Source organism: Streptomyces sp. bgisy130 (assembly GCF_057708345.1).
The window spans coordinates 217,991-233,691 of sequence record NZ_JBYISA010000004.1; the positions used below are offsets into that span (position 1 = coordinate 217,991).

Below are 15,701 nucleotides of genomic sequence, written 5' to 3' on the forward strand. Positions count from 1 at the left end.
TGCTCGTCCGCGGAATCAGGTAGTGGCGGCGTCCATGCGGCGTCGCAGGCTCAGCGGGCGCATGTCCGTCCACACCTCGCCGATGTGGGCCAGGCACTCCTCGCGAGTGCCCTCGGTGCCCTCGGCGCTCCAGCCGACGGGCAGATCACGGTCGGCCCACCAGATCGAGTACTGCTCCTCGTGGTTGAGCACGACGCGGTAGGCGGGGGCGCTGTTCTCAGCAGCGGGCATGAAGTTCTCCTGGGATGGGTGAAGGGCGTGGTGGGCGGGTGCGGCCGATCAGTCCGACATCGCTACGAGCACGCGCCGCGGGCCGGTGAAGGGCCGGCGGCCGTGGCCGACCAGTACGTTGTCGATGAGCAGCAGGTCACCGGCGCACCAGTCGACGTCCACGGCGTTTGCCAGACCCCGGTCGCGCACCTGGACGGCGTAGGCGTCCGGGATGGGCGAGCCGTCGGCGAAGCTGACGGACTGGGGCAGTTCCTCGGGCGGCATGATCGCGGCCAGTGCCGCGGAGGTGTCGTCGCCGAGGGCGGCAGGGTGCCACTGGTCGGACTGGTTGAACCAGACCTCGTCGCCGGTGACCGGATGCCGGATGACGGCCGGGCGCACTTGGGAGATGCGCAGCCCGCCGTCCTGCAGCCACTGCCAGGTGGCGCCCGAGTCGCTCAGGAAGGCCTCGACCCGTTCCCGGTCCTCGGTCTCGAAGGTCGACTGCCAGCTCTTGCCGAGACCCAGACCGCCGTGCAGGTTCTGCGTGTACCGCACACCGCTCCGGAAGGCCTCACGTACCTCGGCGTCGAGGCAGGCGAGCCAGCGGACGCCGTCGATGACGGGGGTGGCGCCGCCGCTCTGTGGTGCGGTCTCGCAGAAGAACAGCAGCCGGGCCGGCCACTGATGGGCGTAGCTCATCTCATTGTGCATCGAAATGGCGTATTCGGCCGGGTACTCGGTGGAGGTGTAGATATTGGCCCCGACCTTGGTGCGCGGAGAATTACCGTGCACATAGGCGAGCCGACGGGGCAGCAGCAGGTCCATCACCTCGTTCAGCCCGGCCGGGTCGACCCGGAAGCCCCGGAAGACCAGGGCCTTCTCGGCGGTGAGCAGGGCACCGAGATCCGGCACGGACCCTAGGTACTCCACCAGTCCCCGGGTGCTCGCCTCGGTCCCGGTGGCCGCCGGCGTGATCTCGGCGGGGGCCCAGAGGGCGTCGCCCGCGTCGTCGTTCATCGGTCATCTCTCCTTTCTGACAAGGCTGTTGACCTGGCTCGTGAAACTCTGGCCAGAAGTCCTATATTTATTCGCTAAATAGATCTATAGCCGGGTTGCGGGGGCTTCGGCGGCGTCGTCGCGAAGCGCCGGGGCGACGGCGGCAGCCAGCGCCAGCAGCGCCATCGCCGCGGCGATACCGAGCGCCGTGGGGTACGTCCCGACGGCACTCAGCAGCAGTCCGCCGACGAGGGCACCCGCCGAGCCCATGCCGGAGCCCAGAAGCGCAAAGACACTGGTGACCCGGCCCTGCAGGGCGTCCGGGGTGACCCGCACCTGGTAGACCCCTGCCACCACGTTCATCAGCGCCCCGGCGAAGCTCATCCCGGCCAGCAGCACGCCGAGCGCCCAGGGATCACTGGTGAAGGGGACCGGCACCATGAGCACCGTCCAGACGCCCAACGAGCCGGCCAGCACGCTGAACGGCCTCAGCCGGCCGGCAGCGCGTGCCCCGGCCAGCGCCCCCGCCACGCCGCCGAGCCCGGCCACCAGGCCGATGAGCCCGACGGTCAGCGCCGATCCATCGTGTTCCTTGACGGTGAGCGCAAGGGTCAGGACGAGTATCTGGAAGAGCAGATTGCTGCCCGCGATCAGCCCGACGGCAGCCCGCATGAACCGCTGCCGCCGCACCCACCGGAGCCCTTCGACCACCTCGGAGCGGAGCTTCCGCGCCGGCGCGGACCGCTCCCCCTGAAGGTCTTTGCGGATGAACAGCACGGTGCCAAGGGCGAGGAGATGGGACACGGCGGCGAAACCGAAGGGCACCCATGGCCCGAGTGTGAACAGTCCGCTGCCCGCCGGCTGTCCGAGCAGCCCGGCCGCCTGCCCGCGTGCCTCGTTCTGTCCCAGGGCCTGGGAAAGCTGGGAGGGCGGCACGACATGAGCGACGGCCGCCCGCTCGGCGAGCCGCTGGAACAACCCCACCGCGCCGTCGACGAATGCCGCCACCATCAGTCCCGGCAGCCACAGTCGGCCCGCGGCCAGCATCACCACGACGGTGCCCATCGCCAGCAGTCCGGTGATGTCGCAGCAGATCAGTAGCCGCCGTCGGTCCCACCGGTCGACCAGAGCGCCCGCATGCAGCTGCACCACCAACTGGGGCAGCAGTGCAGCGAATCCGACCATTCCCGCCCCCGTGGGGCTGTCCCCGTACCAGAGCATGAGCAGCGGGTAGGCGGCCGTGCTCGCGCGCAGGCCGAGGAGCGACATACCGGCGCCGGTCCACAGCAGGAGGAAGTCGCGGTTGAGTCGTAAAGGGCTGGGGCCGGCTTGCCCGGTGTCCGGTGTACGTCGGTCGAGCAGCCTCACTCGAAACCGCCGCCGCCGGCGGCGGCGTCCGCGACGATGCCTGCCCGACGGTCGGTCGAGCAGTCTCACTCGAAACCGCCGGCGGCGGCGTCCGCGACGATGCCGACCCGGCACCACTCCAGCACCGCCATCGCGCTGTGCATCTTGTTCTCGGCCTGATCGAAGGCGATGCTGCGCGGGCCGTCCAGCACCTCCGCCGTGACCTCCTCGCCACGGTGGGCGGGCAGATCGTGCAGGAAGACGGCCCTGCGGCTGGTCTCCCACAGCGCCTCGGTGATCTGGAACGGTGCGAAGACCCGGCGCCAGCCGGGGTCGGCCTTGCTGGTGCCGGTGGTCTGCCAGCGCGAGGTGTAGACGGCGTCGACGTCGGCGGGCAGGTCCGTCATGTCATGCCGCTCGGTGATCAGCGAACCGTATGCGGCGGCCAGGGCCACGGCCCGCTTCCGCACGTCCTCGCCGAGTCCGTAACCCTCCGGTGTGCGCAGTTCCAGCACGGTTCCCGGGAACCGGGTCAGACCCAGGGCGAGCGCGGCGGCCGTGTTGTTGCCCTCGCCGATGTAGAGCACGCGCAGCCCGGCGATCCGGCCGAAGTGCCCCAGCAGCGTGGTGAGATCGGTCAGTCCTTGCGTGGGGTGCTCGTCCGCGCTCATCGCGTTCACCACCGACATGCGGTCCTGGGTGGCCCAGGCCCGCAGCTCCGCCGGGTCACCGGAGGTCCGGGCCACCAGCGTGTCCAGCATCCGCGAGAAGACCCGACCGGTGTCCTCGCTGGTCTCCCCGGTGTTGATCTGCAGATCGCTGCCGTTGTACGCGATGATCTGCGCACCGAGCCGCAGGGCACTGGAGGAGAAGGCGGTACGGGTTCGGGTGGAGGTCTTGCGGAAGTAGATCCCGGCGACCGTCCCTTCCAGCGTCCGAGCGGGCGTCAGTTTGCCCGAGGAGAATCCGGCGCCTCTGGCCACGATGGAATACAGATCGGCGTCGGTGAGGTCGTCGAGAGAGATGAGGTGGCGGATGGCCACGGCGTGCTCCTTGTCTCCAGCATTTCCGTCCGTCCTGCCGGCACCGGCTCCTGCACCGGGAGGCCGAGGGCCGGATGTGTGTTCCCGATCAGCCGCAGCGGACCCGTGGCGGCTGTCTCACGGGCGACGGCCGCGTACCGGCCGGGCCCGATGGCGATGTCGTCGACGACCCACGAGTCCGGTCCTGTCGCCGCGGCATGGCGCACGACGAGGGAGGCGCCGAGCGGTGCGTCGTGCACGTCGACGGTGCGCAGATCGGTCATCAGACCGACCCCGCTGGCCTTGATCACCGCTTCCTTGCGGGTCCAGTAGCGGAGGAAGACTCCCAGCTGTGCCTCGGGCTCCGGCTGCGCGCGCAGCCGGCTGAGCTCCCGCACGGAGAGCACCGTGGGGGCGACAGTGTTGAGGTCCACGGGCGACGTCTCCTCGATGTCGATCCCTATGCGGCGCCGGCCGCCCGTGACACCGAGCATCCAGTGCGGCCCCGACCGGGACAGGCTGTATCTCAGCTCGGTGGGCGGCCAGACCACGCACGGTGCGCCGTGATCATTGCCGGCGCACTCCGGACAGCGCAGTCTGCCGAGCAGGACGAGCGCGGGGTCCGTGCCGAGGTAGCGGGCGAGAATGCGGCGGACTGCGACCTGCGCAGCCGTGTAGCGCAGGCCCGCCTCTGCGGTCATGGCGCGGGCCCGTTCACCTTCGGCCGCGGACAGGACGGCCGTGGCGCTCAGGGCGAGCGGGTCGGCGGCGGTGCCCCACCACACGTGGGCCGCACCGCGGTCGAAGACATCCACGAGGTCATCGGCGCTCATGGCTGCCACCACTCCCTTGCTGCTGGTCCGCGGCTCAGGCTGCGGCAGCGTCGGGGGACGGAACACCTGACGGGGCGCCCTTCCACAGGTGCGAGACCTCCCCGAAGTGCCTGCCGACCCAGTCATCGGAGTAGATCGTGTCGACATACCGGTCACCTCCGTCGGGGAAGACCACGGCGCAGTGAGATCCGTCCGGGATCCGTCCGGCGATCTTCGACAGCGCCGCGACGGCTGCCCCGGAGGAGCCGCCGGCAAGGATCCCCTCGCGGAGTACCAGCCGCCGGCAGGCGACGACACAGTCCAGGTCGTCGACGTGGACGACCTCATCGGCACAGGCCGGGTCCAGCAGTGCCGGAGGCACGGAGGCTCCGTGGCCGGGAATGAGACGGCGGGCGTGTGGCTGCCCGAAGATGGCGCTGCCGACGGCGTCCACCGCGACGACAGTGGTATCCAGCGAGTGCTGCGCGATGTATTCGGCGCAGCCCCGCAGGGTGCCGAAGGTGCTCACCGGAGAGAAGAGGTAGTCGACCCGCCCGTCCAGAGCCTCGGCGATCTCCCGCATCGTCTCCCTGTGTGCGCGGGGGTTCAGCGGATTGCTGTACTGATTGGGCCAGTACGCACCGGGAACCGTCGCAACCAACTCACGGACCCGGTCGAGCCGGGCGCCGAGGTACTCCCCCGTTTCCGGGTGGGGCGTCCGTACGACCTCGACCCTGGCACCGTACGCGGAGAGCATGGCCAGGTTCTGCCGGGTGGTCTTCGCATCGACGACACAGATGAAGTCGATCCCGAAGTACCGGCAGATCTGGGCAATTCCGATGGCCAGGTTCCCGGAGCTCGACTCGACGACCACCGAACGGCCGGGCACGAGCAGGCCGCTGCGGATCTGCTCCAGCAGCATGCTGAGCGCGGACCTGTCCTTGATGCTGCCACCCGGGTTGAACTTCTCCATCTTGGCGAAGATCCGAAATCCGAACTCGGGTGCAAGTTTGCTCAGTTCGACCAGCGGGGTGTGCCCGATGGCGTCCAGAATCCCTTTGAGTGCGGGACGGCTCATGCGGATGCCCTTCGCTCGAGATCGACGATGCGGCCTTCAGCGTTGGGGGCACCTCTACGGGCTTTCTATTAGAGACGCCTTATAGGCGTCGTAGGCAGGGTTGCTGCAGGACTGGACTGCCGACTGTCCAGTCGTCTTGATGCCGCTCTACGGAGAGGAACGAACCAGGATGCTGATCCTTCGGCGATCCGACGTGGTGGAGACCCTGACAGGCCGGGAACGGGAGGTCATCGACCTCGTCGCCGAGGCGTACCGGCTGCACGACGAGGGCAGGACGGCGCTGCCGCATTCGACCTTTCTGCGCTTCCCCGAGGAGGAGCACGGTCGCGACCGCATCATCGGCCTCCCCGCCTACCGGGGCGGCGCGTCACCTGTGGCGGGCATGAAATGGATCGCCTCCTTCCCCGGCAACGTGGCAGCAGGCCTCGAGCGGGCGAGCGCGACCGTCGTCCTCAATTCCCTTGAGAACGGCCGTCCGTCGGCCTTTCTGGAGGGCTCGGTCATCTCGGCCAAGCGCACCGCGGCCAGCGCTGCGCTGGCCGCCCGCGTCCTCAGCGGGCAGGCACCGCCCACCGGTGTGACGCTCATCGGCTGCGGTGTGATCAATCTCGAGATCCTGCGCTTCTTGAAGGCTGCACTTCCCGGACTCCGGGACGCCGCGCTCTACGACATGGACCCGGCACGTGCCGAGGCGTTCGCACGTACCTGCACCGAGGCCGTGCCCGGAGTGCGGGCAACGGCAGTGAAGAACCTCGATGCGGCCCTTTCCGGGCACCCGCTCCTCTCGCTGGCCACCACAGCCGCCGAGCCGCACCTGGACCTGTCGGCCTGCCCTCCGGGCACGACCGTGCTGCACGTTTCGCTGCGCGACCTGTCGGTGGAGACGATCCTGACTGCGGTCAACGTCGTGGACGACACCGACCACGTCTGCCGTGAACGCACCTCACTGGACCTGGCTCAACAACACACCGGGAACCGGGACTTCGTCGCCGCGCAGATCGGCGCCTTGCTGCGCGGCACCACGCACATCGAGCGCAAGCCGGGGCAACACGTGGTCTACTCCCCGTTCGGCCTGGGCGTCCTCGACATCGCCCTCGCGGAATACGTACGGGAGCGGGCGGAGCGCAACGGACTGGGCGTGCGGGTGGACGACTTCCTGGAGGCCTGACGCACGCCGCGGCACAGCTGTGCCGCGGACGTGACACCAGGGGGACTCGAGCCGCTGCACGGCGCGGCCCGGTCCCCCTGGTGCCCGGGCCGGTCAGCCGGCGGAGAGGACGGACACCCCGCCGCCGTCCGACCGCGCGGTGATCTTGTGGCCGGAGCCGGGGTCCGTCTTCACACCCACCTTCTGGCTGCCGCCATCGGTCGAGGTATCGACCGCATAGGCGCCGGCAGGCATGCGTAAAGTGACATTGCCGCCCGAGGAGTTGACGTCCACGCTGTCCGGCGCGGCCGGGAACTTGCCGGCCGTGACACTGCCCCCGTCCGATTGCACGGTGAGCTGTCCGGCCGCTCCCCCGTCAACAGTGACATTGCCGCCGTCACTCTGCAGGTTGGCCGCCAACGCCTTCGGGACCTCCACGCGGTAGCTGACCTCACAGGTGCTGCCACCGATGCCCCCGCCCCCGCAGTCGTTGGGCGCTGTCAGCGTCAGCACACCGCCCGCGGAGGTGTGCCGGGTCTTGGGCTTGTCGTTGTTGTAGCGAATTTTCTCGGTCACCTTGATCCCGCTGCCAGTGCCACCGACGAGGTCGATGGCACCGCCCGCACTCTTTACCTTGAGGGAGGTGATCTGTCCGTCGACCGTGTAGGAGGAGGAAGAGGCGTCGTCATCGGCCTTGTTGCAACCCGTGAGCAGCACACCCCCCACGACAGCGGTGACGACACAGAGAGCGGTCCTGGCGGGCAAGCTGGTGCGGAAGGGGGCAGTCATCTCTTCTCCTGGTTCATTGACAACGGATGGCATGGGACTCATGGACGTCGGGAGGCTGCACCGGGTCGTGCTCACGCCGGGATGCTGCGACTGAGCACGGGGTGGGCGGAACGGGCGGGGATCCGGACCGGAGCCAGGTCGGACGCCGAAGCGCAGCCTTCCGATGGCTGCAGCGACGCGGCGAACAGCCGGACGAGCTCGTTGCAGCGGTAGAGCGGGTTGCCATGGTCGTCCGCGGCAGGCAGATCCAGCAGCCGTGCGTCGACGAGCGCTTCGAGCGCCTCCTCGGCGTCCGCTGCGCACAACCCGAGCAACGCTGCGAGCTCCTCCGCCCGGAAGCACTCCGCACCGAGCAGGGGCAGCGCATACAGGGCGGCCCAGCCGTGCGGCGAGAGCCGCTCCAGCGACTGCCGCAGACTCCCGGCCACGGAGAGCTCCCCTATGGACAGCTCACGCAGACGGTTTTCCCTGTGGGCCAGCCTGCGGGACAGCATCTTCACCGACCAGTGCGGCCGTGCAGCGAGCCTCGCCCCGGCGATCCGCAGCGCCAGCGGCAGTCCGGCGCAATAGGTCACGATCTTCCGCGCCGCTTCCTCCTCGGCCGCGATCCGCTCAGGGCCGGCGACCGCGGCGAGCAGCGCAAGCGACTCGTCCTCCGGCATCGGCCGCAGGAGGGTCGTCCGGACGCCCACGGCAGAGGCGAGGTGGGCGCGACTGGTGATGAGCACAGCCGACTGCTCCCCTGTGGGCAGCAGGGAGTCGATCTGCAGATCGGAGCACGCGTTGTCCAGCACCACCAGCAACCGCTTTCCCGAGGTGAGTGTCCGGTAGCGCCGTACGAGGTCGTCCGGCTCACCGGACCGGAGGTCCGTGTCGTCCAGTGCCCGCAGGAACAGCGGCAGGACGTCGTGCGGGGCCTTCGGGGAGCCGTCCACGCCGGTGAGGTCGGCGTAGAGCTGTCCATCGGGGAATTGCGGTCGGGCGATGTGCGCGGCCCGTACCGCCAGCGCGGATTTGCCGACGCCGGCCATTCCGGTGAGCAGGAACCGCCGGGGCAGGCCGGGCCCGCCCGGTGGGAGCTCTTCAAGCAGAGTACCCAGCTCCCGCTGTCTCCCACAGACGTCATGGCTGGCCGGCGGCAGCATGTCGGGGGCCGGGGAAGGGGCCGGCGCGGAACCCAGCACCACCGGTTCGCCGGCACCGGAGGGAAGGCCCAACTCCTGGTTGAGCACCGAGAGGTACGTGCTGTGCAGAAGGGAGCCCGGGTCCACCCCGAGCTCGTCCGACAGCACCTTGCGGCCGCAGTGGTAGGCGGCCAGTGCATCGCCCTGCCGGTCGCAGCGATAGAGCGCGGTCATCAGCTGCGCCCGCAGCCGCTCCCGTACCGGGTGGCTGTTGACCAGCCCGGTCAGCTCGGGGACCAGTTGCCGGTGCCGTCCCAGGGCCAGGTCGGTCTCGATCCGGTCTTCCAGGGACCCGGCCCGGGCCTCCTCCAGCCGCGGCCGTTGCTCGTCGGCCAGAAACTCCGTGACGTTCCCCAGCGCGGCCCCTCGCCACAGCGCCAGAGCCGCCCGCAGGTCCCGGTCGGCCTCGGTGTACCGACGCGCCCTCAGCGCCTCGCCACCGGACCTCGCCAACCGCTCGAAGTCCACCACGTCGATCACCGGGCTGTCGGTCTGCAGTGCGTATCCCGCCTGCCCCCGCGTCAGGTCCGCCTCGTCACCGAGCAGGCTCCGCAGCCGTGAGATGTACGTGTAGATCTGGGCGCTCATCGTCGCCGGTGGATTCCATCCCCACAACGACCTGCTCAGCCGACTGTCCGAAACTATTCGGCCATGTGCCAGAACCAGCGTGGCGAGAACTGTGTGGATCTTCGCTCCAGCGAGCGCGACCTGGCCTCTGCTGTTGCTGGCAACCACATTTCCGAGCAGCTGGAACTCCATGACTCCCCCAAGACATCGAACGGCCGGAAGCACCCCGGCTCAGCCATTGTCTGCACGGAAAAGCACCGGAGCCGCCGGCCGACCGGTCAGTAACTTGCCGCCGCAGGAGGTTGCCAGGCCGCGGTGGTTAGGTGGCCCCGGAACGTTCTTCCGACCGAAGACCGGGCTGTTCGTCCGGATGTGGCGGAGGACTCGCTCCGCGCCCCGCGATTCTTGCCATCGCCGAAGAGGCGAGCGGGCGGAGGAGGAAGCCGAGAACCACGGCGGTGTTGTGCCCGAACGCGGTGTAGTCCTCGAAGAATGCGCCCGAGGCGACCACCCCGATCAGGAGGCCGGCCATGACCAGCAGGCGCAGGGGGAGGCTGCGCACGCGGTAGCAGAGCAGCCCGGCCACGCAGAGACTGCCGTAGCTGACGCCGACATCGACCACGCTGCCGAATCCGCGGTCCGCGTAGCGCTCGGTCTCCACCCTGAGCAGGGCGGTCAGCACTCCCGCCGTGATGAGCGTCGCCAGCACATGGCCGAGGAAGAACACGACGACGGTCCGGAAGGTGCCGAGCCAGCGTTCCGCGGGTGCAAGGACGCAGACTGCCAGCAGGGCGACCATCGGCAGATCCGGTATCTCGATCCACAGGGCGGAGCTGATCAGGGCCGAGACGGGATGCTCGGCAAGCTGGGTGAGGTTGGTGCTGTGCGAGCGCAGGACCTCGGTCCGCACGCTCGACGTCAACTCGCCCAGGGTGAACGAGTGGAGCGTGAGAAAGATCCACAGGGCCGCGGTGGCCGGGGCCGACAGAACCCACGCCTTGATCCACGAGGCGATGCGGCGGATACGGGCCTCACCGGGCCAACCCCGCTTGACCGCAAGGACGGCGAAGAACAGCGACAGAACGATCGCGATCTCTGCAACGGGCCATAAGACGGCCGCCTGGGGTGCCTCGGATGCCATCACTTCATCAACGGCCCTTCCGGGCCTCGACTCGTACAACACCATTGATCATCCGTCATCACCACTCCGTATCACCCAGGAATCCTCTCGCCCCGTGTTCGCCCCCTCACCGATACCGCATGGCAGCATCCTGCGGTGGCAGCAGGTTGTCATCCCCGGCGCGGGCCGTGAGGGCCGATCGACACCCAAGGAGGGCAATCCGAGAAGAGGCAAACGACGGCGTTGCCCTGCCGAGGACGCTGCCGGAGTGATCCTCGTCGGCACGGAGAACGCGGTCGGCGCAGTCCCTGCTCGGCCTGGTCTCTACCCTCGTGATCGCCGTCCCGGCGGCGCTGGCCGCGGTGCGCGGCCCCTTGCGTACGTCCGCGGTCGCCGCCCTCCGGGAGGCCACGGTCGAGCGGCGTACGCTGCCCCTCGGGCGCGCGTTTGCGGCTGCGGCCATGCTGTTCCTGGCCGGGGCGGTCTGGGACCGTTACGGCCGCAAGAGCGGTGCGCACGAGGCACTCAACGGTGCGATGGCGTTGTGCCTGACCCTGCTGATCGCGGTCTGGCTGCTGCTTCCGCTCGTGGTGCGCCCGGTGGCCGCTCAGCACCATGCTGCTGTGCGGCAACGCCGTATCACAGCAGACCGCCGCCGCACGGGACGCACTCCAGCAGGAGAGCAACGACGTGGGAATGCGCATCCTCATGACCCCATTGATCGTCTGCGCAGCCCTGGGCATCCTCAACACCCTGTTGCTGGCCACCCGCCAGCGCCGACAGGAGTTCGCGGCGCTGCGGTTGGCCGGGAGCACACGAGGTCAGATGCTGCGCATGCTGGGCTGGGAATCCGTCGTCGTGGTGCTCAGCGGGCTACTGACGGCCGGGGTGGTCATGGTGGTCTTCCTGGCCGGGCTGTCGGCCCGCATCGCGCCCCACCTCACGGGGGTACCTGCCGTGCTGCCCTGGGGAGCCCTGGCCCAAGTGGCCGCGGGCTGGGCCGGGTTGGGAATGCTAGGAGTGCTCGCCCCCGGAGTGCTGGTGCTTTGTGTCAACCCCGCACGAGCGGTGGAGCAGTGACAGCCCGCGTTGACAATGATCCCTGTACACAACTGCTGGACAGGTGCGGTGTCTTCGGATGCCGGTGTTCTGCCGAGGAACTCGACATCAGCCCCCACCCTCCGCCCCCACCGCAGGTATGGCGATCAGCGGCTTGTAGTGGCCCTTGGGGTGGGGTTCGCCGATGGGGTGGTTGTGGGCTTCCACCCAGGCGTGGGCGGCGAAGGGGTGGGTGCGGATGCCGGTGCACCAGGTGGGCCAGGAGCCGTGGGCGCGGCAGAGGAGGGCGGTGGCGATGGAGCGTTGCAGGCAGCCCTGGCCGGCGCAGCGCAGGCTGACCGAGACGACGGCGTCGCGGGCGGCGAGGGCCTGGTCGGGGGTGGCCGGGGGTGCGCCGCGGCGGGCGAACTCCAGGACGGTGCGCAGCCGGGCGGGCTTGGCCTTGGCCAGCAGGCGGGCGATGCCGACGGCCAGCAGGGGGAGGAGGCGGCGGTGCAGCGGGAGTCTGCGCCGTTCGGACAGGGCGACGGGCAGGCTCACGCGGTCACCAGCCGGGCGGCGTGGAGTTGCTCGATCACTGCGGTGACGTCCGCCTCGGCCCGATGGAGGTCGATGCGGTGCTTGTCCGCGACCTCGGCGGCGATCCGGGGGGCCTCGTGGCCGTCGAGCAGTTGGCGCAGGACCAGGCCGCCGGTGGCGTTGAGCTGCCAGTACCGGCCGGTGCGTTCGTTGAGCAGGACCGTGCCGTCGTCGGTGTCGGTGGCCACCACGTCAGGGTGCAGGCGTACGGGCATCGTCGGACCTCCGAGCAGGGGTGGGGCGGGTGGCGGCGCGCAGCCAGAGTTCGCAGCCGATCAGCGGCTCCAGCGCGATGCCCATGGCGTTGTCGGCCTGGGGGGAGAGCAGTTGGGTGCGCAGTTTCCCGGGATCGATCAGGCCGTGGGCGGCCAGCGCGGAATCGGTGAACAGGTCGAGGATCGCGGGGAGGTTGCGGCGCAGGCCCGTGCTCGCCTCGTCGCTGAACTCGCCCTTGGTGCCGCGGCCCAGCACGCTGCCGGGGACGATGCCGTGCATCGCGTCGGCCAGCAGCGGCTTGTAGCGCCACGGGCCGGCGTGCTCGTGCACCCGGACGCCCAGGACGGCTTCGACGACCCGGTCGTCGAAGAAGGGGGCGTCCAGCTGCACTCCGGCCTCGGCGAACGGGCGGGCCAGCAGGCGGTACCAGGGTGCGCTGGTGCGCAGGGCGACCAGGGTCTGATGCTGGCCCAGGTCGGTGGAGAGGGGACGGGAGTGGTCGGCGGTCTGCCGGAGCGCCGTACGGGCCGCGTCGGTGGCCGCGGCGGTGGCCCAGGAGGGGGCGCGCAGCGGCCACAGGCCCCAGCCGAGGCTGGGCCGGCGCTTGCGCAACGGCGGGTCGGTGAGGTGCTCGGCCTGGGCGCGCCACCAGGCGGCTTCGTCGCCGGGGCGGGTCAGCGCGGCCAGGGTGTGCAGCACGGGCCAGCGTTTGAGGGCGGCGTGGCCGCGGACGTGCCGGAGGGCGGTCAGCGGACGGCGGCGGAGCAGCGGGTGCAGATAGCCGGGGAACGGGGTGAACAGCTCGTCGCCGCCGTGGCCGGCCAGATGGCGGCGGGCGCCGCGGTCGGCGAGGAGCCGGGCGGTGTGCCGGGTGCGCGCGGCGGTGCGGACGAAGGGGTAGGGCTCCTCCGTGTCCATGAGGGCGTCCGGGTCGGCGAACAGCGGCGGGAGGTCGCCGGGGGGCACCACGAGGTGTTCGGCGCGGTCGAGGGCGCTGATGGAGCGGGCGGCGAAGGCGGCGTCGTCGTTGCCCGCCTCGGCCTCGCCCCAGCGGAACGTCAGCAGATCCGGGGTGTTCCGGGCGGCGAGGAAGCAGAGGGAGGTGGAGTCCATGCCTCCGGAGAGATCGCTGCTGAGCCGGCCTTCGTCGGGCGTGCGGTCGTGGAGCGCGGTGGTGAGGGCGTCCCGTACGGCTGCCGCCCCTGCCGACAGCGGGGCTTGCGGGGCGGGCGGCCGCCACCAGCGCAGGGTGCGGGCCCGTTCGCGGTCCCAGACCAGGCAGTGGTCGGGGTCCAGGGCGGTGATGCCGGACCACAGGGGCTGATCGGCGAGCGGGGAGGGCAGGAGGCCGCCGCAGGCGATGCGTACGGCCAGGGCGCCGGTGTCGATCCCGGCACCGGTCATCGCGGCGAGCACATCGGCCCGGTCCGCGGCGATGTCCACCCCGGCGATCCGGGTGTGGAAGACCCGGCGCAGTCCGGTCAGGCTGCCCTGGACGCGGACCTGCCCGCCGACCGAGGCCACCACATGACAGGCGCCCGGCAGGGCGGCGGCCAGCGCGTCCACATCGGACACCGTCCGTATCCGGGCGGTGAGTTCGGACAACCGGGTGGCGGTGACCGGGCAGACCCCGGCCACCGCCACCTGCACCGGGCCCGCGGTGGTCACCCGCAGTTCCGCGGGTGACCAATCGCCCACCAGCCACGGCCGGCCCGACGCATGCGAGAGCACCCGCGGGGACGCCCAGGGCGCCGCCGCGTGAGCCTCGGCGGCGGCCGCCGTGTCCGGCAGAACCACGAATCCGGCACCGGTCATCTACACATACTCCTGAGCGTGATCAGGGACGGGACGGTCAGCCGCCGTAGTGGCCGAAGATGTCCTTGCCCCAGCCGATGAAGCCCAGGGTGTCCTCGTTGAACTCGCCGACCTCGACCAGCATCGGGGCGGCGTAGGGCTCCACGGTGGACAGCTCGTTCTGCTCTTCCATCACAGCCTCCTTCAGTGAAAGCAGGTGGTCATGCGGCCACCTGCGGTAAGGCGGCACCTCTGCCGGGGTCGTGAGCGAACTTGCCGTTGATCCCGACCGAGGTGTCCGTCCGTGTGTCCCGCTGGGTGCGGGGCACGACGCTTGATCAGCCGTCCGGTGCGGCCCGTGGTCCCGTGGTGAGGTGAACGGGCCGCCGCCGGACGAAGGTTGGTTGGGGAGCGCGCCGGGTGGCGGGCTCCTACTGGCGCGTGAGGTGCTCGCGCGCGTGCAGTTCGGGGGTGAAGAACTCCTCCACGCCGATGACGCCCGCCAGCGTGGCGAAGTAGCGGTCCATCTGCTCCTGGTCCCCGGCGACGGTGCGCAGCATGGACAGCCGGTGCTCGGCCACTTCGAGGGACGCCACCGACAGCGTCGAGTGGTAGGCGTCGATGAGGATCTCGTCGCGCTGGTAGGCGTACTCCTCCAGCCCGTCGAGCAGCTTCTCGGGGTCGCGCAGACCCGTGCCGACGCAGTCCACCAGCAGCTGCGCCTGGCGGAAGGCGTCGGTGATGCCGCGGGCGGTGATGGAGTCCTTGTGATGGCCGGCGTCCCCCACCAGGGCCCAGCCGAGACCGGCCGCCTCCCGGAAGTAGTTGCGCTGGTCGCCGGTGCCTTGCAGCCGCTCCAGCGGGGTCTTGGACGCGATCTTCGCGTAGAGGTCCGGAGCGGTGTCGCGGACCGCCTCCAGGTAGGCGCCCATCGCGTCCTTGCGGACCCGCTCGAACTCGGACTGCGGGAAGTAGGCCGCGATCAGCGTGGTGTTGTCGTTCGTGGGCACGGTGCCGACCCAGCGGCCCGGGGCCTCGTAGAGCTGGAAGCGGTCCGAGACGCCTTCCCAGTACGTGTAGTAGGCGCAGGTCGCGGGCGGGTGCTCGGTGGTGATGCGGGAGTCGACCATGGTGGCGAAACGGGAGCGCATCCCGTCGGCACCGACCACCAGCCGGGCGTGCTCCTCGGTGATCGTGCCGTCGGAGGTACGGCAGCGCACTCCGGTGGCCTGGCCCTCGTCGTCGGACAGCACCTCGGTGACGGTGCAGCCCTGGCGGAACTCCACGCCCGCGGCGACCGCGGCGTCCGCGAGGATCCCGTCCAGCAGATAGCGGCGCGGGGCGTACGCGGTGCGGTGGCCGTCGACCGGGATCGAGCAGCCCTCGATGCGGATGTCCGCGATCCGGTAGACCGCCCGGTCCAGCGGCGGGCAGCCGGTGGCGATCACCTTGTCGAGCACACCCCAGCGCCGCAGCAGCGCCACCCCGGGCTGGTGGATGTAGAGCGTGCTGAGCGTGTCCCGGGGGAATTCGGCGCGGTCCACCATCAGCACCTGATATCCGGCACGTGCGAAGAGCATGGCCGTAGAGGCACCGGCGCAGCGCGCCCCGACCACGATGACGTCGTACACAGTCGACTCCCTGACCCGCTCGTGACCCGCTGCTGGGCGGGCCGAGTTCTTGATCAGGACGCTAGGGAGGGCGGCAATCGCGGCGTCATTGTGTCGTTATTCCTGGCCGGTTCCGCGGGGCCGGCGGGGTCTTGATACGGCGTCGAT

Annotated in this window: 16 protein-coding genes; 2 read left to right on the forward strand and 14 right to left on the reverse strand. The window is 70.2% G+C overall.

Annotation, left to right across the window (positions count from 1 at the left end; all coding sequences use genetic code 11):
* Positions 1-15: 15 nt before the first annotated feature.
* From AC3EUV_RS08265 to sbnA, 6 genes are all read right to left on the reverse strand, one after another.
* Positions 16-231, reverse strand: a complete 216-nt coding sequence (locus AC3EUV_RS08265) for an MbtH family protein (protein ID WP_432140279.1) — start codon at positions 229-231, stop codon at positions 16-18.
* Positions 232-279: 48 nt separating this feature from the next.
* A complete protein-coding gene (locus AC3EUV_RS08270) occupies positions 280-1,230 on the reverse strand; it encodes a TauD/TfdA family dioxygenase (protein ID WP_435602539.1) in 951 nt (316 codons plus the stop codon).
* An 84-nt stretch (positions 1,231-1,314) separates the two neighbouring features.
* Positions 1,315-2,577 carry an MFS transporter gene (locus tag AC3EUV_RS08275; protein WP_435602540.1) on the reverse strand — a complete coding sequence of 421 codons (1,263 nt, stop codon included), beginning with the start codon at positions 2,575-2,577 and terminating at the stop codon, positions 1,315-1,317.
* 65 nt (positions 2,578-2,642) lie between these two features.
* The gene (locus AC3EUV_RS08280) at positions 2,643-3,593 is read right to left on the reverse strand and encodes an ornithine carbamoyltransferase (protein WP_432140462.1); all 951 of its coding nucleotides are present in this window, start codon (positions 3,591-3,593) and stop codon (positions 2,643-2,645) included.
* Positions 3,503-4,411, reverse strand: a complete 909-nt coding sequence (locus AC3EUV_RS08285; RefSeq protein ID WP_432140276.1) for a 4'-phosphopantetheinyl transferase family protein — start codon at positions 4,409-4,411, stop codon at positions 3,503-3,505. Before AC3EUV_RS08285 ends, AC3EUV_RS08280 begins: the two co-directional genes overlap by 91 nt.
* A 34-nt stretch (positions 4,412-4,445) precedes the next feature.
* Positions 4,446-5,468 (reverse strand): 2,3-diaminopropionate biosynthesis protein SbnA, encoded by a 1,023-nt coding sequence (gene sbnA / locus AC3EUV_RS08290; protein ID WP_432140275.1) that lies wholly within the window; start codon positions 5,466-5,468, stop codon positions 4,446-4,448.
* A 169-nt stretch (positions 5,469-5,637) separates the two neighbouring features.
* Here sbnA and sbnB point away from each other — a divergent pair, with 169 nt between their 5' ends.
* A complete protein-coding gene (gene sbnB, locus AC3EUV_RS08295; protein ID WP_435602541.1) occupies positions 5,638-6,636 on the forward strand; it encodes a 2,3-diaminopropionate biosynthesis protein SbnB in 999 nt (332 codons plus the stop codon).
* Positions 6,637-6,729: 93 nt separating this feature from the next.
* On the opposite strand, the gene AC3EUV_RS08300 is transcribed toward sbnB, so the two are convergent.
* The 3 genes from AC3EUV_RS08300 to AC3EUV_RS08310 all read right to left on the reverse strand — a co-directional run bounded on the left by AC3EUV_RS08300 (position 6,730) and on the right by AC3EUV_RS08310 (position 10,296).
* Positions 6,730-7,404 carry a DUF4097 family beta strand repeat-containing protein gene (locus AC3EUV_RS08300; protein WP_432140273.1) on the reverse strand — a complete coding sequence of 225 codons (675 nt, stop codon included), beginning with the start codon at positions 7,402-7,404 and terminating at the stop codon, positions 6,730-6,732.
* 71 nt (positions 7,405-7,475) lie between these two features.
* Entirely contained in the window at positions 7,476-9,347 is a 1,872-nt protein-coding gene (locus AC3EUV_RS08305) for an AfsR/SARP family transcriptional regulator (protein ID WP_435602542.1), read from the reverse strand.
* Positions 9,348-9,474: 127 nt separating this feature from the next.
* Complete coding sequence (locus tag AC3EUV_RS08310) at positions 9,475-10,296, reverse strand: rhomboid-like protein (protein WP_435602543.1); 822 nt, start codon at positions 10,294-10,296, stop codon at positions 9,475-9,477.
* 594 nt (positions 10,297-10,890) lie between these two features.
* On the opposite strand from AC3EUV_RS08310, the gene AC3EUV_RS08315 reads away from it, so the two are divergent.
* On the forward strand, positions 10,891-11,355 hold the full coding sequence (locus AC3EUV_RS08315; protein ID WP_435602544.1) for an FtsX-like permease family protein: 465 nt from the start codon (positions 10,891-10,893) through the stop codon (positions 11,353-11,355).
* 87 nt (positions 11,356-11,442) lie between these two features.
* Here the strand turns inward: AC3EUV_RS08315 and AC3EUV_RS08320 are convergent, their stop codons facing one another.
* The 5 genes from AC3EUV_RS08320 to AC3EUV_RS08340 all read right to left on the reverse strand — a co-directional run bounded on the left by AC3EUV_RS08320 (position 11,443) and on the right by AC3EUV_RS08340 (position 15,554).
* Entirely contained in the window at positions 11,443-11,874 is a 432-nt protein-coding gene (locus tag AC3EUV_RS08320) for a lasso peptide biosynthesis B2 protein (protein ID WP_432140269.1), read from the reverse strand.
* Positions 11,871-12,128 carry a lasso peptide biosynthesis PqqD family chaperone gene (locus AC3EUV_RS08325; protein ID WP_432140268.1) on the reverse strand — a complete coding sequence of 86 codons (258 nt, stop codon included), beginning with the start codon at positions 12,126-12,128 and terminating at the stop codon, positions 11,871-11,873. Before AC3EUV_RS08325 ends, AC3EUV_RS08320 begins: the two co-directional genes overlap by 4 nt.
* A complete protein-coding gene (locus tag AC3EUV_RS08330) occupies positions 12,106-13,944 on the reverse strand; it encodes a lasso peptide isopeptide bond-forming cyclase (protein WP_435602545.1) in 1,839 nt (612 codons plus the stop codon). Before AC3EUV_RS08330 ends, AC3EUV_RS08325 begins: the two co-directional genes overlap by 23 nt.
* 37 nt (positions 13,945-13,981) lie before the next feature.
* Positions 13,982-14,116, reverse strand: coding sequence for a keywimysin-related RiPP (locus AC3EUV_RS08335; protein ID WP_018090024.1), 135 nt, complete (start codon positions 14,114-14,116; stop codon positions 13,982-13,984).
* Positions 14,117-14,354: 238 nt separating this feature from the next.
* A complete protein-coding gene (locus AC3EUV_RS08340; protein WP_435602546.1) occupies positions 14,355-15,554 on the reverse strand; it encodes an NAD(P)/FAD-dependent oxidoreductase in 1,200 nt (399 codons plus the stop codon).
* Between the last annotated feature and the right edge of the window lie 147 nt (positions 15,555-15,701).

Bases quoted from the DNA above. Each gene is read 5' to 3' on its own strand.
- AC3EUV_RS08265 (WP_432140279.1), bottom strand. From the start codon at position 231: ATGCCCGCTGCTGAGAACAGCGCCCCCGCCTACCGCGTCGTGCTCAAC.
- AC3EUV_RS08270 (WP_435602539.1), bottom strand. From the start codon at position 1,230: ATGAACGACGACGCGGGCGACGCCCTCTGGGCCCCCGCCGAGATCACG.
- AC3EUV_RS08285 (WP_432140276.1), bottom strand. From the start codon at position 4,411: ATGAGCGCCGATGACCTCGTGGATGTCTTCGACCGCGGTGCGGCCCAC.
- sbnA (WP_432140275.1), bottom strand. From the start codon at position 5,468: ATGAGCCGTCCCGCACTCAAAGGGATTCTGGACGCCATCGGGCACACC.
- sbnB (WP_435602541.1), top strand. From the start codon at position 5,638: ATGCTGATCCTTCGGCGATCCGACGTGGTGGAGACCCTGACAGGCCGG.
- AC3EUV_RS08300 (WP_432140273.1), bottom strand. From the start codon at position 7,404: ATGACTGCCCCCTTCCGCACCAGCTTGCCCGCCAGGACCGCTCTCTGT.
- AC3EUV_RS08305 (WP_435602542.1), bottom strand. From the start codon at position 9,347: ATGGAGTTCCAGCTGCTCGGAAATGTGGTTGCCAGCAACAGCAGAGGC.
- AC3EUV_RS08310 (WP_435602543.1), bottom strand. From the start codon at position 10,296: ATGGCATCCGAGGCACCCCAGGCGGCCGTCTTATGGCCCGTTGCAGAG.
- AC3EUV_RS08315 (WP_435602544.1), top strand. From the start codon at position 10,891: ATGCTGCTGTGCGGCAACGCCGTATCACAGCAGACCGCCGCCGCACGG.
- AC3EUV_RS08325 (WP_432140268.1), bottom strand. From the start codon at position 12,128: ATGCCCGTACGCCTGCACCCTGACGTGGTGGCCACCGACACCGACGAC.
- AC3EUV_RS08330 (WP_435602545.1), bottom strand. From the start codon at position 13,944: ATGACCGGTGCCGGATTCGTGGTTCTGCCGGACACGGCGGCCGCCGCC.
- AC3EUV_RS08335 (WP_018090024.1), bottom strand. From the start codon at position 14,116: ATGGAAGAGCAGAACGAGCTGTCCACCGTGGAGCCCTACGCCGCCCCG.